Here is a 24,664-nt window from a genome sequence, read left to right as displayed (position 1 = left end):
GGTCTCCCGATCCTACGAGTGACCGGAATCAACCCACCAACAACGTAAGGACCCCCCATGTTCGACATCACCAAGGTCCAGGCCGGCCCGAGCGCGGACCTCCTGACGCCCGACAACGCCGTCATGCTCTTCGTGGACCACCAGCCGCAGATGTTCTTCGGCACCGGAAGCGGTGACCGCGCCGCGATCATCAACAGCACGGTGGGTCTCGCCAAGGCGGCTCAGGCCTTCGATGTGCCGGCCGTCCTGACCACGGTCGCCGCCGAGTCGTTCTCCGGGCCCCTGCTGCCACAGCTCGCCGAGGTCTTCCCCGAACACGAGGTCATCGACCGTACGACCATGAACGCCTGGGAGGACGAGGCGCTCGTGGCGGCGGTCAAGGCGACCGGCCGCAAGAAGATCATCCTTTCCGGCCTGTGGACCGAGGTCTGCCTCGTGCTGCCCGCGCTCTCCGCCCTTGAGCAGGGATACGAGGTGTTCGTCGTCTCCGACGCCTCCGGCGGCGTCAGCCCGGCCGCCCACGAGCACGCCCTCCAGCGGATGATCGCCGCCGGCGCGGTGCCGGTGACCTGGGTGCAGGTGCTCCTGGAGCTGCAGCGCGACTGGGCGCGTCAGGAGACGTACGGCGCGGTCATGGAGATCGTCAAGGCCCACGCGGGCGCGTACGGCCTGGGTGTCGTGTACGCGCAGAGCGTCATCGGCGCGCACGCGGCCGGCTGACCTCCTTGGACACCGGCCTTCTGATCCTGCGTCTGCTGATGGGCCTGCTCGTCGCCGGCCATGGGGTGCAGAAGATCAGCTCGCACCTGGGCGGCAGGGGGCTCGACGGCGGCACGGAGGAGTTCCGCGCCGACGGCTTCCGGGGCGGAGCCCTCACCGCCCTGACGGCGGGCGGTGGCCAGATCGGATCGGGCCTGCTGCTCGCCGCCGGCCTCCTGACCCCGCTCGCCGCTACCGGGGTCATCGGGGTCATGACGGTCGCGCTCACCGTGAAGTGGCACAACGGCCTCTGGGTGCAGAACGACGGATACGAGTATCCGCTCGTCCTCATCGGGACCGCCGCCGCCCTCGCCGCCACCGGCCCCGGCGCCCGGTCCCTCGACGCGGCCCTCGGCCTCACGCCGTACCCGCTGTGGTGGGCGGCCCTCGCGCTCGTGGCCGGTCTCGGCAGCGGGCTGCTGACCCGGCTCGTCCTGCACCGGACGGCCCCGGCGGCTTCGCAGACCGCCACCCACGGCGTGCGCTGACCGCACGCCCCGCTGACCGGGTCCGGCCGCCCTACGCCCCCTCCCGGGCGGCCGGACCCTCCCACCCATCCGACCAGGAGCACCTGATGGAAACCGCGATCACCGCATCACCCACCGCACCTCCGATCGACGGCGGCCAGCCGCTGCTGCACCAGAAGGGCGCCGAGACCCAGGCGTTCGGCACGCTCAAGCAGCTGCCGATCGGCCTCGGCCACGACACCCGCATGTACGCGTGCCAGCGGCTGAACCGCGTACTCGCCGACACGCAGATCCTGTACTCCCTCTACAAGAAGCACCACTGGCTCATGCGCGGGGCGACCTTCTACTCGCTCCACCTCATGCTGGACAAGCACGCGGAGGCCCAACTGGCCGTCGTGGACGTGCTGGCCGAGCGGATCCAGAGCCTCGGCGGCGTCGCGGTCGCAGACCCGCGCCACGTCGCGGAGCTGACCGCGATTCCCCGGCCGCCGGACGGTGTGGAGCCGGTCCCCGTCATGCTGTCGCGGCTCCTCGACGCACACGAGCGGATCCTGATCGACGCGCGGGACGCCGCCGCCCGGATCGCGGCCGAGGGCGACGAGGGCAGCACCGACCTGCTCGTCTCCGACGTCATCCGTTCCGGCGAGGCGCAGGTGTGGTTCCTGGCCGAGCACCTCGTGGACACCCCGCTGGTGCACGGCTGATGGAGGACGCGTACGACGTCGTCGTGATCGGTGGCGGGCCGGGCGGCGAGGTCGCCGCCGACCGGGTCGTGCGGTCAGGGCTGACGGCCGTCGTCGTGGAGGCCGAGATGGTCGGCGGCGAATGCTCCTACCGTGCGTGCGTGCCGAGCAAGGCCCTGCTGCGGCCCGGCGCGGCCCGGGAGGCCGCACGGTCGGTCGACGGGGCCCGGCAGGCGGTGACCGCGGCGCTCGACCCGGCGCAGGTCCTGGCCCGCCGCGACCGGTTCACCGGCCGCGGTGACGACACCGGTCAGGCCGGCTGGCTGAACGGCGCCGGCATACCTCTCGCACGAGGGCACGGCCGGCTCGCCGGAGAGCGCCGGGTGGAGGTGACCCGAGCCGACGGTGCGGTCCACACCCTTCGGGCCCGGCTCGCGGTCGTCCTCAGCCCCGGCACGGAACCCGCGCTGCCGCCGGTCGAAGGACTCGACCGGATCGGTGTGTGGACCAACCGGCAGGCCACCACGGCCGATGCGGTGCCCGAGAGGCTCGTCGTCATCGGCGGGGGAGTGGTGGCCTGCGAGATGGCCACCGCGTGGCGCTCGCTCGGCTCCTCCGTCACCCTGCTCGTCCGCGACCAGGCCCTGCTGACCGGCTGGGAGCCGTGCGCCGGCGAAGAGGTCACCCGTGGGCTCACCGGCCTGGGCGTCACGATCCGCTTCGGGGTCTCGGCCACCCGGGCCGCCCGTGACGAGACCACCCGTACCGTGACCGTGGAGACCGACGACGGCGCCACCCTCGTCTGCGACGAAGTACTTGCCGCCACCGGCCGCAGCCCGCGCGGCGTCGAGCAGGAACCCGGACAGGTCGGAGAGCTCTGGCTCCGCGGCCCCAACATCGCGGCCGGCTACTGGCGCCGGCCCGGGCGCTCCGCCGAGTCGTTCGAATGCACCCTCAAGACCGCGGACGGCAGCCAGGACGGCTGGATGCGCACCGGCGACCACGGGTTCCTGCACGAAGAGGAGGTGTTCGTGCTGGGCCGGCTGAAGGACGTCGTCATCATCCACGGCGCCAACCACGCCCCGAGCGATATCGAGGACACCGTCCGCCGCGCCATCGGTGAAGCCGTACCCGGCGGCGTGGCCGCCTTCGCCGTACCCGGCACCGACGCCGAAGGCGACCGTCTGATCGTCATGGTCGAACTCGCCGCCGGTCCCGGCGTCGCCGAGGACATCGGCCTGCGCCGCCGGGTCCAGACGGCGGTCGCCGAACGCCACGGCGTGCGTCCCCACGACGTGGTCGCGGCCCGGCGCGGCACGCTACCGCGTACCACCAGCGGCAAACTCCGGCGCGGTGACTGCCGCCAGCACTACCTCTCAACGGTGAACGCCACAGACGCCACGCCCCGGAACGAGGTCACGTGAGCCAGCCCCCCACCCCGGTGGAGATCCGCCACTGGCTGACAGGTCACCTCGCCGCGCTCCTGGAAGTCGCCACCCAGGACATCGACCCGCAGACGCCCCTGGACGCACTCGGCGTCACCTCGATGGAAGAAGTGATCATCACAGCCGACCTCGAAGCAAGGTACGGCGTGACACTGCCCATCGCCGACATGAGGCGCCACCCCAGCATCGATGCGCTCGCCGCCCACATCACCACCCGTACCGCCGCACCCGCCGCGGGCCAAGCGCCTACCACCCTTTCCTTCCGCCATGGAGACCGTATGTACGACAGGCTCGTCGCGATGCTGTTCGAGATCGGCATCGACACCTCGCACGTCACCGCGCAGACCACCTTCCGCCAGCTGGACATGGACTCCCTGTCCCTGACCGAGTTGGCCGTCATGGCAGCCGAAAAATCCGGCACCCGCGCGGACGGCATGACCCTGGACACCACCCTGGCCGAGGCCGCACAGCAGCCCACCCCCGCCGCCCAGCCACAGCAGGCGTAGACCGTGACACCACGCAAACCCGAAGCCGCCGGGCGGTGACGGCCGACGTGAACAAAGCCATCGCTGTTCCACGCCCGGCTGCGCGTGAAGGTGGCGGGTGATGAACGGCCCCGCCATCGCCGTCACCGGCCTCGGCATGCTCACTCCTGCCGGGATCGGCGTGGAGGCCACCTGGGAAGGAGTCTTGGACGGTAAGCCGACGGCCGCCACCAGCGCGCAGCTCGCCGGTCTGCCGGTCGATTTCTGCTGCTCCCTGCCTCCCCTGGACGCCGCCGATGTACTGGGACGCCGCACCGCGCACCGCTTGGACCGCTCCAGCCAACTCGCCGTCATCGCCGCCAAAGAAGCCCTGCGCAACGCGGGGCTGGACCCCGACACCTGGGACGGTGCGCGTGTAGGAGTCGTCATCGGGTGCGGGGTGGGCGCCTCTCACACCTGGGAAACCCAAGGCAGGCGTCTACAGGAGTTCGGGCCCCGGCGGGTCTCACCCCTGCTGCTGCCGATGATCGGGCCCAGCACCCCCGCGGGAGAGGTCGCCCTCGCGTGCGGCGCCCAGGGTCCGAGCCTGGCCACCGGAACCGCCTGCGCTTCCGGCGCGACCGCCATCGTGATCGCCCGCGACCTGCTCACCTCCGGGCAGTGCGATGTCGTCATCGCCGGCGGCACCGAAGCGTGCAACACGCCGCTGATCGTGACCGGTCTCGCGCAGCTCGGCGCCCTCTCCGTCCGCTGCGACGATCCCGCGTCCGCATCGCGGCCCTTCGACCAGGCACGCGACGGGTTCGTGCTCGGCGAGGCCGCAGCCATCCTCATCCTCGAACGCGCCAAGGACGCGGTCACCCGCGGGCACCGTCCGCGGGCCCTGCTCGCCGGCTGCGGCTCCACCACCGACGCCTACCACCCCACGACGCCCCACCCCGAGGGCCGCGGCATCAAGCAGGCCATGCTCACCGCCCTCACCGACGCGGGAATGAGCGGAAGCGACATCGGCTACGTCAACGCGCACGGCACCTCGACCCGCCTCAACGACGCCGTCGAAGCACACACCCTGCGCGCCGTCCTGCCCCACGGACCCCAGGTGACCTCCACCAAGGGCGTCCTGGGCCACTCCCTCGGCGCCACCGGCGCCGTCGAAGCCGCCCTCACCGTGCTGAGCATCCAGCACTCTCTGATCCCGCCCACCGCCAACCTCACCACCCCGGACCCGGACATCGACCTCAACCTCGTCACCAAGACCGCAGTCAGGCAGCGCGTGGCCGCGGCGCTCAGCAACTCCTTCGGGTTCGGCGGCCACAACGTCGTCCTCGCCTTCCGCACCTCATAGGAGGGCGCGCCCCGGGCCACGCACCGCCTCACCCCCCCGTGTGAGGTGGGGGTTTCGCAACGTCCGGGCGAGGGCGGCCTACCCCGCCACGACGCGGCCCCGGTTCACCTCCGGCCACGGCGGGTGGTCCGGGGAGAGGCCGGCCACTGAGGCCGCTTTGTCAGGGGGCGCCGGTTCCGCCCTGCTGGGGAGGGAGCGGCGCGCCTTCGGCTGCGGCTTTGAGCGCCTCCGTCGTGGCATGGGGGATGCCCTCGCGCGGGTCGAGGTCCCTGGGGACTTGTGCTTCCGGTGGATGGGTCACCGGGTGAGTATGTGGCCGTCGTGGGGGCGGTGGTCGCGGGAGCGGCGCAGGTCGGTGGTGACGTAGGTGCGTTGTAGCCAGCGGTCTGCTCCGTCGTAGCGGGGGTGGAAGGCGGTGCGTCCGTGGACGGTGACGCGGTTGTCGATGACGACCAGGTCGCCGGGTGTCAGGCGCAGGGTGCTGGCACTCGCCTCGCAGGCGCGGCCGAATTCGCTCAGAGCTGCGGCCGCCCGGGGGGTGAGCGGGGTGGTGACGAGTTGGGCCATGCGTATGTCGGGGTCCTCCGCTGCTCCGGAGAGCACCGGTCGCGGCTCGGCATCTGCGTTGCTCGTGGCGGCGTCGGGGCTGAAAGAGGGCGGTGGGGTGGTGGTGAACTCCGGTGTGAACAGGGCCTGGCGGCTGGCCGGGGTGAGGAGAGTCAGTGCTTGGCGGATGCCGGCGATGCGCATGCCGGCGATCCGGTCGTGGTCGGCGCGCACGCACAGGAAGACCACATAGTCGGGTGGGTGGGGGTGGAAGCCGTTCTCGGTGTGGAAGGACAGCGGAACCGATCCTGCGTTGCCGTGGAAGGTCTCCTGCCCGGGCACGGGTACCACGTCCTGCACGAGGGCGCCGGACTTCTCAGCCAGGTAGGCGAGAGGCTCCCCGAGTCCGCAGGCCACCATGGTGAGCACCGCGGCCGGGACGGTGGCCTTGCGTTGGACCGAGCCGGGTACGGTCGGTGTCGGGGGCAGGGCCGCCTGATCGACGGGCATGCCGCCGATCACCAAGGTACCCATCGGGCCGGAGTGCCTTCGAAACCGGCGGACCTCGCGGCGCAGACGTAGCGGAAGGTCCTCCCAGGCGTCCCGGGCCCTTGCCACCCACTCGGGGCTGTCGACCTGGTCGTTCCCGCCGGTGCACAGGGTGCGGGCCACTCGCTCGCACGCGTCGGTATCCGCCCGTTCAAGCTCCCGGCCGAGGCCGCTGCGGTGGGTGGTGTCGGGCGTCGTCTCGGCCATCGAAGTCTCCTGCTGGGGATGGGGCGGCGCACGCGCGGGCTCATGTGTGACGCAGGCCGGCCACGGCGTCGGCGATGTAGTGGTCCCCGAACCGGATCAGGGAGGCGTACTGGGCAGCGCGTCGATGCCGCATGAGCCGCAGTTCGGCGACGGCGTTGTCGGGCCCTTCAGGTTTCTGCGCGATGGACCGATCCAGGTGCACCATCGAGTACGCGAGGGTGACGTGTCGTTCTCCATCGACGATGTCGGCTTCGAGGAGGGCGCCCCGCGCGTCGGCCAGTTCCGGGGCGCGGGCCGCCAGGTGCTCGTAGGTGTCGGGAACCACGGACAGCAGGTCTCTCATCGCTGCCCGGAACAGTTTGTATCCGCGGTGCTGGCGCCCGCTCAACGGGACGTCCACCGACGGAGGCGCCATGGTCCGGCGTATCGCCGCCATGTAGTAATCGGCCGGGACCGTACTGGCGTGGGTCATGGCCGCGGGGAAACCCCGCACGTACACCGTCGCGTCTGCCAGCCGTAGCAGTGTGGCGTCGCTGTCGCCGTGCCGCAGATGGCCGGCGGCGTCGGCCACGGCGACCGCGGCGCAGACATTGAACAAGACGTGGACCTGGTGACCGATGAGCCACCGAGCGCTCCACACCTCCTCCAACGACGCCCCCGTACCAGGCTCTGGGACGCCGAGGGGCGGGTCGAAGTCACGGCCGGTGCCCCCGGTCGCGCCTGTGAGGTCGACTACCGCCTGACGCATCCCGGCCAGCTCCAGTGCCAGGTCGCCGCCCGACAACGGAGCATCACAGAGGTCTTGAAGAGCGCGGTGGATGACCAGGACGCCGTGCAGGGCGGCCTGCTGATCGGACAGCTCTTCCTCCCGGACCCGGAAGAAGGACTGGCTGGTCGACTCGGCCGGCAGTGCCTCACCGGCCACGGCCGGAGCCTGATGCGACAGCGCGGCTGCCAATTCACCAGCAGCAGAGGCGGCGTGCCGCAGCGCGAGGGCCCGCTCGACAGGTCCGGCATGGGTCGCCACCCCGGCCAGCACGCGCGTGGTCCGCTCCGCCTCAACATCGACCCGCGGGCCCAGCGCCGGGGCGGGCCGCCCGCCTCGGGGCAGGCGAAAAACAGCGACAGCAGGATGTCCGGCAACCGGTGGTAAGCCCATAGTCAAAGTACTTCGCCATGAACACTTCACCCGAAACGCTGATCTACGCCATTCCTGGGCGGCGCAATGGAGCCAGGTCAATAGCGGCAAGCCGGTATCGGTCTGACACGCGAGGGCAGAAGCCTTGGCCGGAGCGGGCGCGGATGCGCTACAGCCGCCGGGTTGGCGCCCCCACACCCAGCGACAGGTGGCGCTGCCGCCATGGCTACGTTGCGGGAAGTGGAGACCGCCGAGAAGAGCCCGATGGCAGAATCGGTCGACCTGCCTCCGTCCGCGTACGCCTACTCGGCACCGCACTGCCATGACCCCACGCCCTCTGTGTCCCGTGTGAGCGTCGTGCGACGGCTGAGCATCAAGACTTCGCACGCAGCGCGCACTCTGCACGTCATGCACATCGCCGGTGCGCCCGGTTCCTGCCCAGCAGGCTTTTGACCTGTGGCTTCCTTCCCGCGTCCGGTGTCGCGATGCTCAGCCGAGGCTGGATGTTGCCCTGGCGGCGCCGGCACTCGTCCGCCCGCGCTTGTTCGGCTGGGCCCAACTGCTCATCGTGGTGTGCGGACGGTTGCGGATGGATCTACCTCGGGCCGCCCCGGGGGTGGGAAAGACGTACGCCATGCCGGACGAGGGGCAGCGGCTTGCCGCGGCCGGTGCCGAGGTGGTCGTCGGGTTCGTCGAGCCGCACGGGCGACGACACGCCGCCGGGAAGGCGCAGTTGGTCGACGTCCGGCTGTCGCCGCTCATCGCGGCCAAGGGGTGGGCGGCGGGCCAGGTGTGGCCGCCGGCGGGATCGGCGCCAGTCGGATCGGTCAGGCCCGCCCGGGCATGCCAGGGCGATGCCCTGAAGGGTCGAGAGCGGCGAACGACGGGTGTCGGCAACGACCGAGGAGGCCCTGATCAGCGGCACCGGCGCGACGGGGCGCCGCACCCCGCGGCGCTGCGGATCCGGCAGGAGCCGCAGCCGTTTGCGATCAGGCCCCGAGGTGACGCCATGGCCCTTCGGCTGAGACTCCCCGGATTCTCCTCAGGACTGATTGCGGACCGTGCTGCGGCCGTGTTGACTGGTCGGGGCTCGGACGGGCGGGTTATTCCCTGGGGGCGCCTTGGATGTGCAGGGTTGCGGGCCGTGTAGCCTTGGAAGATGTTGACAGAAGTCACCGCAACCCGCTATGTCACGCCGCTGCGTGAGGGCGGCTCGCTCCCGGGGATCGTCGAGGCCGACGACCTCGGTACCTACGTCATGAAGTTCACCGGAGCCGGCCAGGGCCGCAAGACCCTGGTCGCCGAGGTCATTTGCGGCCGCCTGGCCCAGCGGCTGGGACTTCGGGTCCCGCGGCTGGTGCAGATGGAGCTCGACCCGGTGATCGGGCTCGGCGAGCCCGACCAGGAGGTCCAGGAGCTGCTCAAGGCGAGCGGCGGGCTGAACCTCGGGATGGACTACCTGCCCGGCTCGATCGGCTTCGACCCGCTCGCGTACGAGGTGGACCCCGTCGAGGCGGGGCGGGTGGTCTGGTTCGACGCACTGATCAACAACGTCGACCGGTCCTGGCGCAACCCCAACATGCTGGTCTGGCACGGCGACCTCTGGCTCATCGACCACGGCGCCACCATGATCTGGCACCACAACTGGCCCACCGCCGAGGCCGCCGCGGCCAAGCCGTACAACGCCTCCGACCACGTCCTGGCCCCCGTCGGCCCCGACATCGCGGCCGCCGCCGACGCGCTGGCGCCCCTGGTCACCGAGGAGCTGCTGACGGAGGTGGCCGCCGACGTCCCGGACGAGTGGCTGGTCGACGAGCCCGGCTTCGAGACCACCGACGCGGTGCGCCGCGCCTATGTGGACGTGCTGCTGCCGCGCGCGGCCACGATCCACGAGAGGATCTCGATGGAGGCCGAGGTGAAGCCCCGCTCGGCTCCGCCCGGCTGGCTCGCCGAGCGCCTCGCCCCCCAGCCCCACCGGAAGAAGAGCGACAGCGAGTGACCAAGCGGGACGTGTTCGAGTACGCGCTGGTGCGCGTGGTGCCCCGGATGGAACGCGGCGAGTGTTTCAACGCCGGCGTGATCGTCTACTGCCGTGCGCACTCCTACGTGGCTGCGCGCACCCACCTGGACGAGGCCAAGCTCCTCGCACTGGACCCGAAGGCCGATGTGGCCGGCGTGCGGGCAGCCCTGCGCGCGGTGGAAGGCGTGTGCACGGGCGGTGAGCAGGCCGGGCAGGCGGCGGGAGACGATCCCGGCCGCCGGTTCCGGTGGCTGATCGCGCCGCGCAGCACGGTGGTCCAGCCGGGGCCCGTGCACACCGGCCTGACGGCCGATCCCGCCGCGGAGGTGGAGCGACTGCTGGACCTGTTGGTCCGCTGACCCCCAGGCGGGGCAGGGGAGCCGTTGACACCGGGTGCCAGGGCTCCTAGCGTCTCCTCAGCTGAAGCTACTAAGCGGTTGCTCACCTCTGGGCCGCCGTTTCTCAAGGCGAGGAGATCCAGCATGTCCACCACCGAGCAGCGCGTCGCGATCGTGACCGGGGCGGCCCGGGGCATCGGCGCGGCCACCGCCGTGCGCCTGGCCGCCGAAGGCCGGGCGGTCGCCGTACTCGACCTCGACGAGGCGGCCTGCAAGGACACCGTGGAGGCGATCACGGCGGCCGGCGGCAAGGCCCTCGCGGTCGGCTGCGACGTCTCCGACAGCGCGCAGGTGGAGGCGGCCGTCGAGCGCGTGGCGAACGAGCTCGGCGCCCCGACCATCCTGGTCAACAACGCCGGGGTGCTGCGCGACAACCTTCTCTTCAAGATGAGCGACACCGACTGGGACACGGTCATGAACGTGCACCTGCGCGGCGCGTTCCTGATGTCGAAGGCCTGCCAGAAGTACATGGTGGAGGCCAAGTTCGGCCGCATCGTGAACCTCTCCAGCAGCTCCGCCCTCGGCAACCGCGGCCAGGCCAACTACTCCGCCGCCAAGGCCGGACTGCAGGGCCTCACGAAGACCCTGGCCATCGAGCTCGGCAAGTTCGGCGTCACCGCGAACGCCGTCGCCCCCGGCTTCATCGTCACCGAGATGACGGCCCAGACGGCCGCCCGCGTCGGCATGGGCTTCGAGGACTTCCAGGCCGCCGCCGCCACCCAGATCCCGGTGCAGCGCGTCGGCCGCCCGGACGACATCGCCAACGCCATCGCGTTCTTCACGGGCGAGGCCGCCGGCTTCGTCTCCGGCCAGGTCATGTACGTGGCCGGCGGCCCGCTCAACTGACGAGTTCGCGAGAGGCAGGACGTACGGCCATGACGGACAGCAAGGAAAGCGGCATCAACACCGGCACCGGCACCGGCACCGGAGTCGACAGCGGCAAGGTCGCGCTGATCACCGGCGCCAGCCGGGGCATCGGCTACGGCATCGCCGAGGCGCTGGTCGCCCGCGGCGACCGGCTCTGCATCACCGGGCGAAATGAGGACGCGCTCAAGGAGGCCGTCGAGCGGCTCGGCGCGGACCGGGTGATCGGCGTGGCCGGCAAGGCGCACGACGAGGCCCACCAGGCCGTCGCGGTGGAGCGCACCATGGAGGCCTTCGGGCGGGTGGACTTCCTGGTGAACAACGCCGGCACCAATCCGGTCTTCGGTCCCATCGCGGACCTGGACCTCGGGGTCGCGCGCAAGGTCTTCGAGACGAATGTGATCTCGGCGCTCGGTTTCGCGCAGCGGACCTGGCACGCCTGGCAGAAGGACAACGGCGGCGCGATCGTGAACATCGCCTCCATCGCCGGCATCTCCGCCTCGCCCTTCATCGGCGCGTACGGGATGAGCAAGGCCGCCATGGTCAACCTCACCCTCCAGCTCGCCCATGAGATGGCACCGGGTGTCCGGGTCAACGCGATCGCTCCCGCGGTGGTCAAGACCCAGTTCGCCCAGGCGCTCTACGAGGGCCGCGAGCAGGAGGCCGCGGCGGCCTATCCGCTCGGCCGGCTCGGGGTCCCGCAGGACATCGGAGGGGCTGCCGCATTTCTTACATCTGCACAAGCGGAATGGATCACAGGGCAAACTCTGGTCGTTGACGGAGGAATGTTCCTCAATGCCGGAGTGCACTGACCGATAGTCGGACGCTTTTGACCCCGTTAGCTGGTCAAATGCATACCGAATACGCACGGAACCGGTCAAGTGCCCCACGAAACCTGCCCATTGGATTTGTGGGGCACTGCGGTAGGGTCTGCCGCACCCCTGGCTGATCGAGGAGCGTGCACGTGTTCAACCGGACCAGATGCCTGCAGATCACTGCGGCCCTTGCGTCCATATCCCTGCTCGCCGGATGCGGACTGCTCTCGGACGACAGTGGCGACGGTGCGAAGCGGATCGTCGTCGGCACGACGAGCACGCCGACCACCCTCGATCCCGCCGACGCCTGGGACGGCTCCTGGGAGCTGTACCGGAACATCTACCAGACCCTGCTGGCCTTCCCCACGGGCTCCACCAAGCCCCAGCCGGACGCCGCGCAGAGCTGCGAGTTCACGGACGCCGCGAGCGAGTCCTACCGGTGCACCCTGCGCAAGGGGCTGAAGTTTTCCGACGGCGAGGCGCTCGACGCCAAGGCGGTCAAGCACTCGCTCGACCGGATCCGGACGATCAACTCCCAGAACGGCCCCAAGGGCCTCTTCGGCAGCCTGGACAAGATCGAGACCCCGGACCCGCTGACGGTCGTCTTCCACCTGAAGACCTCGGACGCCACCTTCCCCTACGTCCTCGGATCGCCCGCCGCCTCGCTGGTCGCGCCCAAGGACTACCCGGCCGACAAGCTGCGCGACGACGGGAAGGTCACCGGCTCCGGCCCGTACGTGCTCGAGTCCTACAAAGAGGGCGCCGAGGCCGTCCTGAGCCGCAACGGCAGCTACACCGGCTTCGCGAACCGCCGCAACGACGGCGTCACCATCCGTTACTTCACGGACTCCGCGAAGATGATCTCGGCGCTCAAGGGCAAGGAGATCGACGCGACCTACCGAGGCCTCTCCGCCGTCCAGATCAAGGACCTGCAGACCCCCGCGTCGCGCAACGCGGGCGTCCAGGTCGTCGAGAACGTCGGCGCGGAGATCCGCTACCTGGTCTTCAACCCCAAGGACCCGCAGGTCGCCAAGCCCGCGGTACGCCAGGCCATCGCCCAGGTCATCGACCGCGGGGAGATCGTCTCCAAGGTCTACCAGGGCACCGCCGAGCCGCTGTACTCGATGGTCCCCAAGGGGGTCGTCGGCCACAAGACGCCCTTCTACGACGTGTACGGCCAAGCGGACGTCGAAAAGGCGAGGAAGATCCTCAAGGCCGCCGGGATCACCCAGCCGGTGGAGCTGACCTTCTGGTACACCACCGACCGCTACGGCGCCTCCACCGCCGACGAGTTCACCGAGATCAAGCGGCAGCTGGAGGCGAGCGAGCTCTTCAAGATCAACTTGCGCGGCCAGCCCTGGAAGGCCTTCCAGGTGGGCTACAAGAACGGCGAGTACCCGGTCTTCGGCCGCGGCTGGTTCCCCGACTTCCCGGACCCGGACAACTTCATCGCGCCGTTCGTCGGCAAGGAAAACGCGGTCGGCACCCCCTACGAGCCCGCCGAGATCCTGAGCACCCTGCTGCCCAAGTCCCGCCGTGAGAGCGACCGGTCGGCCGGCGTCCACGAGTTCGAAGAGGCCCAGCAGATCTTCGCCCAGGACGTGCGGCTGCTGCCGCTGTGGCAGGGCAAGCTGTACGTCGCCGCGCGCGAGGACATCGCGGGCGCCGAGCGGGCGCTCGACCCGCAGACGGTCATGCAGATGTGGGAGCTGTACCGCAAGACCAGCTGGTAGCCGCCGCGACGGCACACTCGGGTGGGGCGTTGTCAGTGGCCCCCGGTAGGTTCTGAAGCGCTGCACGACGCAGTTGCGCGACTTGTACCGGAGGTTGTAGACGTGACCCAGATGCTGCCCGAGTCCTGGCTCCCCGTCCTCGGCGGGGAGCTGGAGCAGCCCTACTTCAAAGAACTCACCGAGTTCGTCGAGAAGGAGCGGGCGAACGGGCCGGTCTACCCGCCCCGCGAGCAGGTCTTCGCCGCCCTGGAGGCCACGCCCTTCGACCAGGTGAAGGTGCTGGTCCTCGGCCAGGACCCGTACCACGGCGCCGGCCAGGGTCACGGCCTGTGCTTCTCCGTGCAGCCCGGGGTCAAGACCCCGCCCTCGCTGCGCAACATCTACAAGGAGATGCAGGCCGAGCTGGGTACGCCCATCCCGGACAACGGCTATCTGATGCCGTGGGCGCGGCAGGGCGTCCTGCTGCTCAATGCGGTGCTCACCGTCCGCGAGGCCGAGCCCAACTCGCACAAGGGCAAGGGCTGGGAGAAGTTCACCGACGCGGTCATCCGCGCGGTGGCCGAGCGTCCCGACCCGGCGGTCTTCGTGCTCTGGGGCGCCTACGCCCAGAAGAAGCTCCCGCTGATCGACGAGGAGCGGCACGCGGTCGTCAAGGGGGCCCACCCCTCCCCGCTGTCGGCCAAGAAGTTCTTCGGCTCCCAGCCCTTCACGCAGATCAACGAGGCCGTCGCCGCACAGGGCCATGAGCCGATCGACTGGCGGATCCCGGACCTGGGCTGACGCCCCACCGCGCCTCGGCGCCATTGCCGGTGCCTCCGGCTGGTGCTGTGGCCGGAAAGGTTCACCGGGCGGCGCGCCCCGGTGAACCTTTCCGGTCGCAGCACTAGCGTCTTGACGACCAGACCGCGGCAGGTCTGGCAGAGCAAGCCGGAGGCCCCGTTGACGGAGCAGCAGGAGGCGTCTGAGGACGCCGTCATGACCAGGATCGGCCAGGCGGTCATCCTGCTGCACGCAGGGGACCGCGAGGAGGCCCGCAACCGGCTCGGCGAGATCTGGTCCGAGATCGGCGAGGAGGCACACTCCCTCCACCGGTGCACGCTCGCGCACTACATGGCCGACGCCCAGGACGACCCCGCCGAAGAGCTGGCGTGGGACCTGCGGGCCCTGACCGCCGCCGACGGGCTCGCCGAGGGCGCCCGGGCGGAGGATGTCCGCGAGGGCGCCCGAGACGGCGTACGCAACGGGCCTGACCAGGCCGTACGGGTCTTCTACCCGTCGCTGCACCTCAGCCTGGCCGCCGACTACGTGAAACTGCGGCGGCCCGAGGCCGCCCGGGTGCACCTGGCACGGGCCCGGGCGGCCACCGGCGCGCTGGGCGACGACGGGTACGGGAACGGCGTACGGGCCGCCATCGCCCGGCTGGAGCGGCGGCTCGCCGCGGAACCCGGCGAGGGGCCCCGGCCGTTCCCGGAGCAGTACCCGTAGGCCGGTGGCCGTGGCCGTGACTCTCCGGGCGCGGGGGCGGCGGGCGCAGGCCCTCAGTCGCCGTGGACACCCGCGCAGATGCGGGCCTCCGGGCTGTCCGGGTGCCAGCGCCCGTGCCGGCGGCCCAGCGCGCACACGTCGGCCGGCCGCACCGGCAGCTCCCGCGCCAGCTCGCGCGGCACCTCAGAGTCCGGGCCCTGGCGGTGCGGGCGGCGGCCCCCCGGCCGGCCGTCGGGGTGACCGGCGTGACCGGCGTGCCCGGCGGGAGGCTGCGGCTCAGGGATGTCCGGGACCGGAGGGTCCGCGTCCGCAGGTTCCGGGACCGCCCCGTGCGCGGTGGCGCCCTGCGACGCGGACCGGCGGGCGGCCGCCGCGGCCGAGGGGCCCGGCCGCGCGGACCGCTCCGGACGTGCCTTCAGCGCCTCCAGGGCGGGCGCCTCGACGACCACCGGCGCCGCGGCCCCCGGCCCGCCGCGCGGCCCGTGCCGCGGCGGCGCACCCGAGGTGCCGGGGGCGGCCGCCGACTGCATGGGCGCGGGGGTCACATTCACACAGCCGGAGACAGCCGAGACGGCACAGGCGACTCCGAGCAGCAGCTTCGTAGTGGTTCGGGTTGGATGCACCCGTGCAACTCTGCTGGGCGAGGACCCCGTTGGGAAAACCCGCAGCCGATATTCACCCCGCACGGGTGACGGCTGCTCGCCCGCCCGACGGGAAGGTCAGTCGCCCGTGGAGCCGTCGATGTGCTCGCGGAGCAGGTCCGCGTGGCCGTTGTGGCGGGCGTACTCCTCGATCATGTGGGTGTAGACCCAGCGCAGGCTGAACTCCTCGCCGCGGTGGTGGCTCCCGGCGTCCGACAGCAGGTCCAGGGACCGTCCCGCGGCAGCCTGCTTGGCCTGCTCGACCTCGGTCTGCCACACCTGCTCGGCCCGGGCCCAGGTGTCCTTGCCGGTGACGTTGAAGTCCCCGTCCGGGTCCTCCTCGGTGCAGTACAGCTCGGGGAGCTCCTCGCCCAGCATGATCTCCCGGAACCAGTAGCGCTCCACCTCCGCCATGTGCCGTACCAGGCCCAGCAGGCTCAGCTCGGAGGGCGCGAGCGGGGTCAGCCGAAGCTGCTCGTCCTGGAGTCCCTCGCACTTCCAGACGAGGGTGGCGCGGTGGTAGTCGAGCCAGCCGTCGAGCATGTCCCGTTCGTTCGCGGTGGTGGAGGGTTCGTTGCGGTCGGATGCAGCACTGATGGTCATGGTCCACATCCTGGTCGAACGCACGCGCCGCCACCAGCGATTAGGCTGCGCAAGTCCCACGAGGAACAACCTGGAGGATCCGGTGAAGGTCGGCTGTATCGGACTCGGCGACATCGCGCAGAAGGCTTACCTGCCCGTCCTCACCACACGCCCGGGGCTGGAACTGCACCTGCAGACCCGCACCCCCGCCACCCTGGAACGGGTAGGGGCCCTCCACCACATCCCGGCCGGGCGCCTGCACACCGATCTCGACGCACTGCTCGCGCAGGGGCTCGACGCGGCCTTCGTGCACGCCCCGACCGCCGTCCACCCCGAGATCGTGGGACGGCTGCTGGAGGCGGGCGTGCCCACGTACGTGGACAAGCCGCTCGCCTACGAGTTCGCGGACTCGCAGAGGCTGGTGGAGCTCGCGCAGGAGCGCGGGGTCTCGCTCGCCGTCGGCTTCAACCGCCGCCACGCGCCCGGCTACGCGCAGTGCGCCGACCACCCGCGCGAGCTGATCGTCATGCAGAAGAACCGCGTCGGACTGCCCGAGGACCCGCGGACCTTCGTCCTGGACGACTTCATCCACGTCGTCGACACCCTGCGCTTCCTGCTGCCCGGCGAGGCCGACCACATCGACGTACGGGCCGTGGTGCGCGAGGGGCTCATGCACCAGGTGACGCTCCAGATGTCGGGCCCGGATTTCACCGCCGTCGGCATCATGAACCGGCGGTCCGGCTCCACCGAGGAGATCCTCGAGGTGTCCGGGCAGGACACCAAGCGGCAGGTCGTCAACCTCGCCGAGGTCATCGACCACCGGGGCCAGCCCACCGTGCGGCGGCGCGGGGACTGGGTGCCGGTCGCCCGCCAGCGCGGCATCGAGCAGGTCGTGGACGCCTTCCTGGAATCCGTGGCGGCGGGCAAGACCATCAGCGCCCGGGACGCGCTGCTCACCCACGAGCTGTGCGAGCGGGTGGTGCGCTCGGCTCTGGAGCAGGCCTCCTGAGTACGGGCGAACGGGCGCCCTGCACCGAGCAGTACGCGGCCAGGGCGGCCAGCGCCGCGCCCACCGGCCAGTCCCCGAAGCGCAGGTAGACGGTCGTGCCGCGGGCGAGCGGCACCTCGTAGACCTGCGCCGTGCTCGCGGAGGTGGGCAGGGCCGGGCCGATCCGCTCGCCGGACGGTCCGTGCACCTCGCTGATGCCGGTGAGGGTGGCGTGCACCACGGGCCGGCCGGTCTCGGCGGCGCGCAGTGCGGCCAGCGAGGCGTGCTGGGCGGGTGCCCAGCTGTCCTGGAAGCTGGAGGTGGCCGACTGGGCGACGAGCAGGGCGGCGCCTTCGCGCGCGAGTCGCCTGCTCATGTCGGGGAAGGCCGACTCGAAGCACACCTGCGGGCCGACGCGGACGCCCCCGGGCAGGTCCATGACCACCGGGGCCGCGCCGCGCATGCGGTCCTCGCCGGCCGCCTTGCCGACCGAGGTGGCCCAGCCGAGCAGGGCACGGGCCGGTATGTACTCCCCGAACGGGACCAGGCGCATCTTGTCGTACCGGTCGCCGGTGAGCCCCTGGGGGCCGACCAGCACCGCCGACTTGTAGATGCCGGGCCGGTCCGAGCGGTGCGCGTCCACGTTGACCAGCAGCGGAGCCCCGACCTGCGCCGACAGGGCCGCCAGCCGGGCGGCCAGGTCCGGGCGGGCCGTCAGGTCCTCGCCGACGCTGCTCTCGCCCCACACCACCAGGTCGACCCGCTGCCCGGCCAGGTTCCGGGTCAGCCGCTCCCCGGTCGCGAACCGCCGCTCCGCGCTCGTGGGACCCTCCGCCACCATGCCCGGCTGTACGACGGCCACGCGCAGCGAGCCCGACACCTCCGGGCGGGGCGTCCACAGCCACACCACCCCGGTCAGCACGGCGCAGCCCGTCACCCCGGCCACCGCGGGGGCCCGCGCCCCCGGCACCGCGATCAGCAGCACCAGCGCGCAGTTCACCGCCACGACCAGCAGGCTCACCAGCCAGACCCCGCCCGCCGAAGCCAGCCGCAGCGCCGGCGGGACCTGCCACTGACTGGCACCGAGCAGCCCCCACGGCCCGCCCAGCCCCTGCCAGGACCGGGCCAGTTCGGACAGCAGCCACCCCGCCGGTACGAGCACCAGCGCGGCGGTCGCCCGACCCGCCGCCGGGGCCCCGCCGAGCAACTCCCGTACCAGCAGCGCCCAGGGGATCCACAGCAGGCCCAGCAGCGCCGCCAGCGGCACCAGGAACACGTGCAGGCTGGGCAGCAGCCAGTGGTGCACGGCCACGATGAAGCCGGCGCCGCCCAGCCAGCCCTCCAGCGCCGCGCGCCGCCCGGTGGGGGCGGACCTCAGCAGCAGCATCCAGGGCACGAGGGCGACGTACGCGAACCACCAGAGCGCGGGGGCGGGGAAGGCGAGGCAAGGCAGTGCCCCGGCGGCGACCGCGGCCGCCGCACGACACCACCGGTCGGACATCTGGACCAAGACGCGCCTCCGCTTCCAGTGTGGAACAGCCGGGCCGACCCGGCATCAGGCCGACAGGTGGCGCCACTTCTCGTGGACCGTGACGCGGGACAGCCGCCAGCCCGAGTAGGGGGTGCGGACGAGGGCGAAGGCGTAGCGCCCGGCGGCGACGAAGTTGGGCGTGGTCACGGCGGCGTCGGACTCCTCCCCGGCCAGCCGCATCGGATTCACGAAGTCCGCCCGCACCTCCGCCGAGTCACCGGGGGAGCCGCCCAGGTCCGCCAGCCGGACCAGCCGGTTGACGATGAGGTGCTGACGCACCGGGAAGAGCTTCATGGTCTCCGCGAGCCAGTCCGCGACCTCCCCGGCCGGACCCTCGATCCCGCCGGCGGAGCTGTAGTCGGCCCGCCCGCCCGGCGTGAACAGGGCGCGGTAGGCCGCCCAGTCGCCGTCGTCCACGGCCACCGCGTACCCCGTCACCACCTCGTCGATCGCGAGCCGGTCCATTACGGTCGCGAGGTCCACACGCTGCGTCATCGGGTCAGTGTGGGGCTGCGGGACCCGGAGGCCAAGGGGCGTGCGCGCACCGGATCTCCGTACGGGTGATCAGTGACGGGAAAGCGCCTCCCGCTGGCGCACGACCACGAGGAACGCGTCACTGGCCAGGTCCATCACCACCTCGGCCGGCACACCCTCGCGCATCCGCTGCGCCGCGTACTCCTCGGCGGGCCAGCTCCCCCTCGGACTTCCGGCCGGAAACCGCTCCAGCACCACTCGACCCATGGGACACCCCCTGCTGCTTGCCTACACCCTCTAGGTCTCCTCGGGGACAACGACGCGCAGGCCGCCCGGGAACGTTCCCGGGCGGCCTGCGGTTCACGCGAAGCAGTGAGCGCCGGCGCCCTACTGGCCCGACTCGCCCGCGTGGGGGCTCAGTACGTCCGTTCCCACCAGGATGAAGAGGGCGATGCCCAGCGCGATCCGGTAGATCACGAACGGCATGAAGCTCTTGCTGGAGATGAACTTCATGAACCAGGCGATGACGACGTAGCCCACGACGAAGGCGATGACCGTCGCGAAGATCGTCGGCCCCCAGGAGATGTGACCCGGGTCCTCGACCACGTCCTTGATCTCGAACGCGCCCGATGCCAGGACGGCCGGGATGGCGAGGAGGAAGGAGTAACGGGCCGCCGCCTCACGGGTGAAGCCCAGCAGCAGACCGCCGGAGATCGTCGCACCCGAGCGGGAGACACCGGGGATCAGGGCCATCGCCTGGCAGAGGCCGAAGATCAGACCGTCCTTGACGCTCAGTTCCCTGAGGGTCTTGCGCTCGCGGATGGCGCGGTGCCGGCCGCCCTCCTCGTCGCGTGCGGCGAGCCGGTCGGCGATGCCCAGCACGACGCCCATCACGATGAGGGTGGTGGCGATCAGCCGCAGGTCGCGGAACGGGCCCTCGATCTGGTCCTTGAAGGCGAGGCCGAGGACGCCGATCGGAATCGAGCCGACGATCACCAGCCAGCCCATCTTGGCGTCCTGCTCCGAGCGCAGCGCCTTCTTGAACAGCGAGCGGAACCACGTGGAGATGATCCGCGCGATGTCCTTGCGGAAGTAGATCAACACGGCGGCCTCGGTGCCGATCTGGGTGATGGCGGTGAAGGCCGCACCCGGGTCGTGCCAGCCGGCGAACGCCGCGGTCAGCCGCAGGTGGGCGCTGGAGGAGATCGGGAGGAACTCCGTGAGCCCTTGGACGAGACCGAGGATTAGGGATTCGAACCAGCTCATGTCGGGGTGTGCTCGTCCTTGTGATCGTCGGGAAGTTCGCGTCCGATGCTAGGGCCCGTGTGGTGCGGCCGTGACCACAGGGGGGTGCGACGGCGTCAGTTCGCGGGGAAGCACGGGCGCGAGCCGGTCCCGCTTGCGCCAGGCGACGGCCGCCGCGACCACTCCCGAGACGGCGATGAAGCCGAAGGAGGCCAGGAAGGCCGGGGATCCGGGGGAGGAGGCGCTGGCGCCGGCGATCACATAGGCGCCGGTGTTGGGAACCGTGCCGATCGCGGTGGCGAGCAGGAACGGGAGCCAGCCGCAGCGGGAAACGGCGGCGCAGTAGTTGGCCGCCGCGAAGGGGACACCGGGGAAGATCCGGACGGCGAGCATCGAGCGGAACCCGTGCCGGCTGAGCTGGCTGTCCGCCGCCTTCAGCCAGCGGCCGCGCAGCAGCGGGCGCAGCGCCTCCTGGCCCATGATCCGGCCGAGCCCGAAGGAGATCCCCGCGCCCAGCACGGTCCCGCCGACGGCCGCGGCCAGGCCGAACTGGGTGCCGAAGACGGCCCCCGCGGCGAGGTTCAGCAGCGGGCGGGGCACGAAGGCCGCCGTGCACAGTCCGTACGTCGCGGCGAAGAGCAGCACCGCCGTGCCCATCGGGAGCCCCGGGGGCCACCCCTCCGACAGGAGGCGCTGGGGCTCGTACAGCAGCACGCCGACGCCGGCCGCCGCGAGCAGCACGACGAGCAGCGCCAGCCGGGTCCACGGCGCGAGGAGGAGGGACATTCCGGGAGACTAACCGACCCGGATGGCCCCGCGCCGTAATCTGGGCCTCATGCTGTCGAACGGGGAGCGGCGCCCTTCGTCGGGATCCGCACCCGCTGCGGCGGCTGTCCCGGGCGGTGACCAAGGACACCCCGCGCCGGCGGCAGGCGGCCCATCCGGACTTCTTCATCCGCAAGGCGATCTCTCGGTGCGCGAGGCGCTGAAGAACCTGTAGGCGCGCGGATATTCATTCGACGGGCCGCGGCCACTGCGGCAGGATCGGCCCCATGTTCCGGTACGCCTTCCTCGCAGCGCCGTCCGCAGTCGCGGACGCGCCGAAGGCTGCCGTCCTCGCAGAGGCACCCGCCGCACTCGACGGCGCACGAAGCTGACCCTTCCCGGACAGTCCGGCGGACCCCACAGGGGGAGGGTCGGCTCGCTCCAGGGGTCCCGTTCCAGCTTCGGATCACACGGGAAGAACATCATGGCCAAGACGGCCTTCGTGCGCACCAAGCCGCACCTCAACATCGGCACCATGGGTCACGTCGACCACGGCAAGACCACCCTCACCGCCGCCATCACCAAGGTCCTCGCCGAGCGCGGCGGCGCCTCCTTCGTGCCGTTCGACCGCATCGACCGGGCCCCCGAGGAGGCCCGCCGCGGGATCACCATCAACCTGACGCACGTCGAGTACGAGACCGACACCCGCCACTACGCCCACGTCGACATGCCCGGCCACGCCGACTACGTCAAGAACATGGTCACCGGCGCCGCGCAGCTCGACGGAGCGATCCTCGTCGTCTCCGCGCTCGACGGGGTCATGCCGCAAACCGCCGAGCACGTGCTCCTCGCCCGGCAGGTCGGCGTCAACCACATCGTGGTGGCCCTCAACAAGGCCGACGCCGGCGACCCCGAGCTCACCGACCTGGTCGAGCTGGAGGTCCGCGAGCTGCTCACCGCCAACGGCTACGGCGGCGACGGCGCGCCGGTCGTACGGGTCTCCGGGCTCGGCGCCCTGGCGGGCGAGCCGCGCTGGACCGCGGCGATCGAGGCGCTGCTCGACGCCGTGGACACGTACGTCCCGATGCCGGTGCGGTACACGGACGCGCCGTTCCTGATGCCGGTGGAGAACGTCCTGACCATCACCGGACGCGGGACCGTCGTGACCGGCGCCGTCGAGCGGGGCAGCGTACGGATGGGCGACCGGGTGGCGGTCCTCGGCGACGAAGGCGAGCCGGTCGTGACGGTCGTGACCGGGCTGGAGACCTTCGGCAAGCCGATGGAGTCCGCCGAGGCCGGGGACAACGTCGCACTGCTCCTGCGCGGCGTACCGCGCGACGGGGTGCGCCGCGGGCACGTGGTGGCCGCGCCCGGCAGCGTGGCGCCGAGCCGGCGCTTCACCGCGCGGGTGTACGTGCTCTCCGCCCGCGAGGGCGGCCGTACGACCCCGCTGGCCAGCGGATACCGGCCGCAGTTCTACATCCGCACCGCCGACGTGGTCGGGGACGTGGACCTCGGCGAGGCCGGTGTGGCCCGGCCCGGGGAGACGGTGACGATGACGGTCGAGCTCGGGCGGGACACCCCGCTGGAGGCCGGGCTCGGCTTCGCGATCCGCGAGGGCGGGCGCACGGTCGGCGCGGGGACGGTGACCGCCGTACTCGGCTGACCCGCCCCCGCCGTGGTGACGGCAGTCCGGTTGCGCCAGACTGCCGTCACCACAGGCATGAGCGGAGGGGGCGGCCATGAGCGGCGACACGGCACTGGTGCTGGGCGGCGGAGGACTGACCGGCGTGGGCTGGGAGTACGGCATCCTGTACGGCCTCGCCCGCGCCGGCGTGGACCTCACCACCGCCGACCTCGTCGTCGGCACCTCCGCGGGATCGGTGGTCGGCGCCCAGCTGGCCTCCGGACTGCTCACCGCACAGGAGCTGTACGAACGCCAACTCGGCGACCCCGCAGGGGAGGTCGCGGCGAAGCTGGGTGCGGGACTGTTCGCGCGCTACGCCGTGGCCATGCTGCGCTCGCGCGACGCGACGGCGTACCGGCGGCGGGTCGGCGCCTACGCGCTGGCCGCCGACACCGGGGCGGAGGCGGAGCGGCGCAAGGTGCTGGAGGCCCGGCTGGTCTCGCACGAGTGGCCCGAACGGCGCCTCGTCGTCACCGCCGTCGACGCCCTGACCGGCGAGCCGGCCGACTTCGACCGGCACAGCGGGGCCGGGCTGGTCGACGCGGTCTCGGCGAGCTGCGCGGTGCCCGGGGTGTGGCCGCCGGTGACCGTCGGCGGGCGCCGGTTCATCGACGGAGGGATCCGGTCCGCCACCAATGCCGACCTGGCCGCCGGCTGTGCGCGGGTGGTGGTCATCGCCCCGATCTCGCTCGGATCGGGACTGGTGCCCTCGCCGGCGGTGCAGGCCGCCCGGTTGCGGGAGGCGGGCGCCCGGGTGCTGCTGATCACCCCGTCGGCGGCGGCCCGAAAGGCCTTCGGGCGCAACGTGCTCGACCCGGCCCGGCGCGACCCGGCGGCGCGTGCGGGCCTGGCGCAGGCCGCCGAGCACGCCGCCGAGGCGGCGGCGGTCTGGTCGGGCTGAGACCGGCCCGACAATGGAGCGGTGAGCGACGAACAGATCCCGGTCATCCGGGACGTGGGCCAGGGAACCGCCAAGCTGATGCCGGACGTGGACGGCGAGCGGGCCTGGCTGCTGACCGTGGACGGGGCTCCGCAGTCGTACGTGGACCTCGACGACCCGCAGCACCTGGAGTTCGAGTACGTACGCCGTCTCGCGCACGTACTGGACTGCGCGGCGCGGCCGGCGGCCGCGCTGGACCTGCTGCACCTGGGCGGGGGCGCGCTGACGCTCCCGCGGTACGCCGCGGCGACGCGGCCGGGATCCCGCCAGCAGGTGGTCGAATTCGACGCCGCGCTCGTGGACCTGGTCGCGGAACACCTCCCGCTGCCCGAGGGGTCGGGCGTCACGGTGCACGCGGCCGACGCCCGGGCCTGGCTGGAGACCGCCCCGGCGGCGAGCGCCGACGTCCTGGTGGCCGACGTGTTCGGCGGCTCGCGGGTCCCGGCGCAGCTGACCTCGGTGGAGTACGCCCGGGCGGCGGCCCGTGCGCTGCGGCCCGGCGGGCTGTACGCGGCGAACCTGGCGGACGGGGCGCCCTTCGACTTCCTGCGTGCCCAGCTGGCCAACTTCGCGGCCGTGTTCGGGGAGCTCGCCCTGATCGCGGAGCCGTCCGTGCTGCGCGGCAGGCGGTTCGGCAACGCGGTACTGCTGGCCTCGGACGCGGAGCTGCCGCTGGCCGCCCTGTCGCGGCGGTGCGCGGCGGACCCGTTCCCCGCGCGGGTGCAGTCGGGCCCGGCCCTGGCGCGGCTCATGCGCGGCGCCGCCCCGGTGGCCGACGCGGACGCGGTGGCGTCCCCGCCGCCGCCGGACGGCGCGTTCAGCCTGGGCTAAGGGCTGTCCCGTAATCCCCGGCGGGCGCACGACGCCAGCTA

At 71.9% G+C, this 24,664-nt stretch carries 27 protein-coding genes; 18 read left to right on the top strand and 9 right to left on the bottom strand.

What is annotated here, in order from left to right:
* Nucleotides 1–57: 57 nt before the first annotated feature.
* The 6 genes from ACFWBF_RS25015 (at nucleotide 58) to ACFWBF_RS24990 (ending at nucleotide 5,184) form a co-directional block, all read left to right on the top strand.
* Complete coding sequence (locus ACFWBF_RS25015) at nucleotides 58–720, top strand: hydrolase (RefSeq protein WP_385605772.1); 663 nt, start codon at nucleotides 58–60, stop codon at nucleotides 718–720.
* 5 nt (nucleotides 721–725) lie between these two features.
* The gene (locus ACFWBF_RS25010) at nucleotides 726–1,247 is read left to right on the top strand and encodes a DoxX family membrane protein (protein WP_385605770.1); all 522 of its coding nucleotides are present in this window, start codon (nucleotides 726–728) and stop codon (nucleotides 1,245–1,247) included.
* Between the two features lie 86 nt (nucleotides 1,248–1,333).
* Nucleotides 1,334–1,930: a Dps family protein gene (locus ACFWBF_RS25005; RefSeq protein ID WP_385605768.1), complete on the top strand. Its 597-nt coding sequence runs from the start codon at nucleotides 1,334–1,336 to the stop codon at nucleotides 1,928–1,930.
* Nucleotides 1,930–3,333 (top strand): FAD-dependent oxidoreductase, encoded by a 1,404-nt coding sequence (locus ACFWBF_RS25000; protein WP_385605766.1) that lies wholly within the window; start codon nucleotides 1,930–1,932, stop codon nucleotides 3,331–3,333. The genes ACFWBF_RS25005 and ACFWBF_RS25000 overlap by 1 nt, the downstream gene beginning before the upstream one ends.
* Nucleotides 3,330–3,860 carry a phosphopantetheine-binding protein gene (locus ACFWBF_RS24995; RefSeq protein WP_385605764.1) on the top strand — a complete coding sequence of 177 codons (531 nt, stop codon included), beginning with the start codon at nucleotides 3,330–3,332 and terminating at the stop codon, nucleotides 3,858–3,860. The genes ACFWBF_RS25000 and ACFWBF_RS24995 overlap by 4 nt, the downstream gene beginning before the upstream one ends.
* Before the next feature lie 100 nt (nucleotides 3,861–3,960).
* Entirely contained in the window at nucleotides 3,961–5,184 is a 1,224-nt protein-coding gene (locus ACFWBF_RS24990) for a beta-ketoacyl-[acyl-carrier-protein] synthase family protein (RefSeq protein ID WP_385605762.1), read from the top strand.
* Nucleotides 5,185–5,481: 297 nt separating this feature from the next.
* Here ACFWBF_RS24990 and ACFWBF_RS24985 read toward each other — a convergent pair whose 3' ends face one another.
* Both ACFWBF_RS24985 and ACFWBF_RS24980 read right to left on the bottom strand, forming a co-directional pair.
* Nucleotides 5,482–6,486 carry a TauD/TfdA family dioxygenase gene (locus ACFWBF_RS24985; RefSeq protein ID WP_385605761.1) on the bottom strand — a complete coding sequence of 335 codons (1,005 nt, stop codon included), beginning with the start codon at nucleotides 6,484–6,486 and terminating at the stop codon, nucleotides 5,482–5,484.
* Nucleotides 6,487–6,526: 40 nt separating this feature from the next.
* On the bottom strand, nucleotides 6,527–7,411 hold the full coding sequence (locus ACFWBF_RS24980; protein ID WP_385605759.1) for a hypothetical protein: 885 nt from the start codon (nucleotides 7,409–7,411) through the stop codon (nucleotides 6,527–6,529).
* An 802-nt stretch (nucleotides 7,412–8,213) separates the two neighbouring features.
* Between ACFWBF_RS24980 and ACFWBF_RS24975 the strand changes: the two genes are divergently transcribed.
* The 8 genes from ACFWBF_RS24975 to ACFWBF_RS24940 all read left to right on the top strand — a co-directional run bounded on the left by ACFWBF_RS24975 (nucleotide 8,214) and on the right by ACFWBF_RS24940 (nucleotide 14,939).
* Complete coding sequence (locus ACFWBF_RS24975) at nucleotides 8,214–8,774, top strand: hypothetical protein (RefSeq protein ID WP_385605779.1); 561 nt, start codon at nucleotides 8,214–8,216, stop codon at nucleotides 8,772–8,774.
* A gap of 9 nt (nucleotides 8,775–8,783) precedes the next feature.
* The gene (locus ACFWBF_RS24970; protein WP_385605758.1) at nucleotides 8,784–9,623 is read left to right on the top strand and encodes a HipA family kinase; all 840 of its coding nucleotides are present in this window, start codon (nucleotides 8,784–8,786) and stop codon (nucleotides 9,621–9,623) included.
* Nucleotides 9,620–10,003 carry a DUF3037 domain-containing protein gene (locus ACFWBF_RS24965; protein WP_385605757.1) on the top strand — a complete coding sequence of 128 codons (384 nt, stop codon included), beginning with the start codon at nucleotides 9,620–9,622 and terminating at the stop codon, nucleotides 10,001–10,003. The genes ACFWBF_RS24970 and ACFWBF_RS24965 overlap by 4 nt, the downstream gene beginning before the upstream one ends.
* 123 nt (nucleotides 10,004–10,126) lie before the next feature.
* Nucleotides 10,127–10,888: a 3-oxoacyl-ACP reductase FabG gene (gene fabG / locus ACFWBF_RS24960; protein WP_385605755.1), complete on the top strand. Its 762-nt coding sequence runs from the start codon at nucleotides 10,127–10,129 to the stop codon at nucleotides 10,886–10,888.
* Nucleotides 10,889–10,917: 29 nt separating this feature from the next.
* Nucleotides 10,918–11,718, top strand: a complete 801-nt coding sequence (locus ACFWBF_RS24955; protein ID WP_385605753.1) for an SDR family oxidoreductase — start codon at nucleotides 10,918–10,920, stop codon at nucleotides 11,716–11,718.
* A 152-nt stretch (nucleotides 11,719–11,870) separates the two neighbouring features.
* Nucleotides 11,871–13,454 carry an ABC transporter substrate-binding protein gene (locus ACFWBF_RS24950; protein ID WP_385605751.1) on the top strand — a complete coding sequence of 528 codons (1,584 nt, stop codon included), beginning with the start codon at nucleotides 11,871–11,873 and terminating at the stop codon, nucleotides 13,452–13,454.
* A gap of 111 nt (nucleotides 13,455–13,565) precedes the next feature.
* Nucleotides 13,566–14,234, top strand: a complete 669-nt coding sequence (locus tag ACFWBF_RS24945) for a uracil-DNA glycosylase (protein ID WP_385605778.1) — start codon at nucleotides 13,566–13,568, stop codon at nucleotides 14,232–14,234.
* Between the two features lie 159 nt (nucleotides 14,235–14,393).
* On the top strand, nucleotides 14,394–14,939 hold the full coding sequence (locus ACFWBF_RS24940) for a hypothetical protein (protein WP_385605776.1): 546 nt from the start codon (nucleotides 14,394–14,396) through the stop codon (nucleotides 14,937–14,939).
* 53 nt (nucleotides 14,940–14,992) lie between these two features.
* Here the strand turns inward: ACFWBF_RS24940 and ACFWBF_RS24935 are convergent, their stop codons facing one another.
* Both ACFWBF_RS24935 and ACFWBF_RS24930 read right to left on the bottom strand, forming a co-directional pair.
* Nucleotides 14,993–15,562 (bottom strand): hypothetical protein, encoded by a 570-nt coding sequence (locus ACFWBF_RS24935; protein WP_385605749.1) that lies wholly within the window; start codon nucleotides 15,560–15,562, stop codon nucleotides 14,993–14,995.
* 96 nt (nucleotides 15,563–15,658) lie between these two features.
* Entirely contained in the window at nucleotides 15,659–16,183 is a 525-nt protein-coding gene (locus tag ACFWBF_RS24930; RefSeq protein ID WP_385605748.1) for a DinB family protein, read from the bottom strand.
* 82 nt (nucleotides 16,184–16,265) lie between these two features.
* Between ACFWBF_RS24930 and ACFWBF_RS24925 the strand changes: the two genes are divergently transcribed.
* Nucleotides 16,266–17,171: a Gfo/Idh/MocA family protein gene (locus ACFWBF_RS24925; RefSeq protein ID WP_385605746.1), complete on the top strand. Its 906-nt coding sequence runs from the start codon at nucleotides 16,266–16,268 to the stop codon at nucleotides 17,169–17,171.
* Here ACFWBF_RS24925 and lnt read toward each other — a convergent pair.
* The 5 genes from lnt to ACFWBF_RS24900 form a co-directional block, all read right to left on the bottom strand.
* Entirely contained in the window at nucleotides 17,116–18,651 is a 1,536-nt protein-coding gene (gene lnt, locus ACFWBF_RS24920) for an apolipoprotein N-acyltransferase (RefSeq protein WP_385605774.1), read from the bottom strand. The genes ACFWBF_RS24925 and lnt overlap by 56 nt on opposite strands.
* Nucleotides 18,652–18,705: 54 nt before the next feature.
* Nucleotides 18,706–19,176, bottom strand: a complete 471-nt coding sequence (locus ACFWBF_RS24915; protein WP_385605744.1) for a nuclear transport factor 2 family protein — start codon at nucleotides 19,174–19,176, stop codon at nucleotides 18,706–18,708.
* 69 nt (nucleotides 19,177–19,245) lie between these two features.
* The gene (locus ACFWBF_RS24910; protein ID WP_385226314.1) at nucleotides 19,246–19,422 is read right to left on the bottom strand and encodes a hypothetical protein; all 177 of its coding nucleotides are present in this window, start codon (nucleotides 19,420–19,422) and stop codon (nucleotides 19,246–19,248) included.
* A 120-nt stretch (nucleotides 19,423–19,542) separates the two neighbouring features.
* Entirely contained in the window at nucleotides 19,543–20,421 is an 879-nt protein-coding gene (locus ACFWBF_RS24905) for an undecaprenyl-diphosphate phosphatase (protein WP_385605743.1), read from the bottom strand.
* A gap of 48 nt (nucleotides 20,422–20,469) precedes the next feature.
* Nucleotides 20,470–21,186: a TVP38/TMEM64 family protein gene (locus ACFWBF_RS24900; protein WP_385605741.1), complete on the bottom strand. Its 717-nt coding sequence runs from the start codon at nucleotides 21,184–21,186 to the stop codon at nucleotides 20,470–20,472.
* 463 nt (nucleotides 21,187–21,649) lie between these two features.
* Between ACFWBF_RS24900 and tuf the strand changes: the two genes are divergently transcribed.
* The 3 genes from tuf to ACFWBF_RS24885 all read left to right on the top strand — a co-directional run bounded on the left by tuf (nucleotide 21,650) and on the right by ACFWBF_RS24885 (nucleotide 24,623).
* Nucleotides 21,650–22,831, top strand: coding sequence for an elongation factor Tu (tuf, locus tag ACFWBF_RS24895; RefSeq protein WP_385605740.1), 1,182 nt, complete (start codon nucleotides 21,650–21,652; stop codon nucleotides 22,829–22,831).
* A gap of 76 nt (nucleotides 22,832–22,907) precedes the next feature.
* Complete coding sequence (locus ACFWBF_RS24890) at nucleotides 22,908–23,753, top strand: patatin-like phospholipase family protein (protein ID WP_385605738.1); 846 nt, start codon at nucleotides 22,908–22,910, stop codon at nucleotides 23,751–23,753.
* Nucleotides 23,754–23,831: 78 nt separating this feature from the next.
* Nucleotides 23,832–24,623 (top strand): spermidine synthase, encoded by a 792-nt coding sequence (locus tag ACFWBF_RS24885; protein WP_385605773.1) that lies wholly within the window; start codon nucleotides 23,832–23,834, stop codon nucleotides 24,621–24,623.
* Nucleotides 24,624–24,664: the final 41 nt, after the last annotated feature.

The organism is Streptomyces sp. NPDC060028 (assembly GCF_042736725.1).
In the GTDB taxonomy this organism is placed as follows: Bacteria; Actinomycetota; Actinomycetes; order Streptomycetales; family Streptomycetaceae; genus Streptomyces.
This window is presented reverse-complemented; position numbering and strand designations above follow the sequence as displayed.

Excerpts from the sequence above, each read along its gene's own strand:
- ACFWBF_RS25015 (WP_385605772.1), top strand. The coding sequence starts at position 58 with ATGTTCGACATCACCAAGGTCCAGGCCGGCCCGAGCGCGGACCTCCTG.
- ACFWBF_RS25005 (WP_385605768.1), top strand. The coding sequence starts at position 1,334 with ATGGAAACCGCGATCACCGCATCACCCACCGCACCTCCGATCGACGGC.
- ACFWBF_RS25000 (WP_385605766.1), top strand. The coding sequence starts at position 1,930 with ATGGAGGACGCGTACGACGTCGTCGTGATCGGTGGCGGGCCGGGCGGC.
- ACFWBF_RS24990 (WP_385605762.1), top strand. The coding sequence starts at position 3,961 with ATGAACGGCCCCGCCATCGCCGTCACCGGCCTCGGCATGCTCACTCCT.
- ACFWBF_RS24985 (WP_385605761.1), bottom strand. The coding sequence starts at position 6,486 with ATGGCCGAGACGACGCCCGACACCACCCACCGCAGCGGCCTCGGCCGG.
- ACFWBF_RS24975 (WP_385605779.1), top strand. The coding sequence starts at position 8,214 with ATGGATCTACCTCGGGCCGCCCCGGGGGTGGGAAAGACGTACGCCATG.
- ACFWBF_RS24970 (WP_385605758.1), top strand. The coding sequence starts at position 8,784 with ATGTTGACAGAAGTCACCGCAACCCGCTATGTCACGCCGCTGCGTGAG.
- fabG (WP_385605755.1), top strand. The coding sequence starts at position 10,127 with ATGTCCACCACCGAGCAGCGCGTCGCGATCGTGACCGGGGCGGCCCGG.
- ACFWBF_RS24955 (WP_385605753.1), top strand. The coding sequence starts at position 10,918 with ATGACGGACAGCAAGGAAAGCGGCATCAACACCGGCACCGGCACCGGC.
- ACFWBF_RS24945 (WP_385605778.1), top strand. The coding sequence starts at position 13,566 with ATGCTGCCCGAGTCCTGGCTCCCCGTCCTCGGCGGGGAGCTGGAGCAG.
- ACFWBF_RS24930 (WP_385605748.1), bottom strand. The coding sequence starts at position 16,183 with ATGACCATCAGTGCTGCATCCGACCGCAACGAACCCTCCACCACCGCG.
- lnt (WP_385605774.1), bottom strand. The coding sequence starts at position 18,651 with ATGTCCGACCGGTGGTGTCGTGCGGCGGCCGCGGTCGCCGCCGGGGCA.
- ACFWBF_RS24915 (WP_385605744.1), bottom strand. The coding sequence starts at position 19,176 with ATGACGCAGCGTGTGGACCTCGCGACCGTAATGGACCGGCTCGCGATC.
- ACFWBF_RS24910 (WP_385226314.1), bottom strand. The coding sequence starts at position 19,422 with ATGGGTCGAGTGGTGCTGGAGCGGTTTCCGGCCGGAAGTCCGAGGGGG.
- ACFWBF_RS24905 (WP_385605743.1), bottom strand. The coding sequence starts at position 20,421 with ATGAGCTGGTTCGAATCCCTAATCCTCGGTCTCGTCCAAGGGCTCACG.
- ACFWBF_RS24900 (WP_385605741.1), bottom strand. The coding sequence starts at position 21,186 with ATGTCCCTCCTCCTCGCGCCGTGGACCCGGCTGGCGCTGCTCGTCGTG.
- tuf (WP_385605740.1), top strand. The coding sequence starts at position 21,650 with ATGGCCAAGACGGCCTTCGTGCGCACCAAGCCGCACCTCAACATCGGC.
- ACFWBF_RS24890 (WP_385605738.1), top strand. The coding sequence starts at position 22,908 with ATGAGCGGCGACACGGCACTGGTGCTGGGCGGCGGAGGACTGACCGGC.
- ACFWBF_RS24885 (WP_385605773.1), top strand. The coding sequence starts at position 23,832 with ATGCCGGACGTGGACGGCGAGCGGGCCTGGCTGCTGACCGTGGACGGG.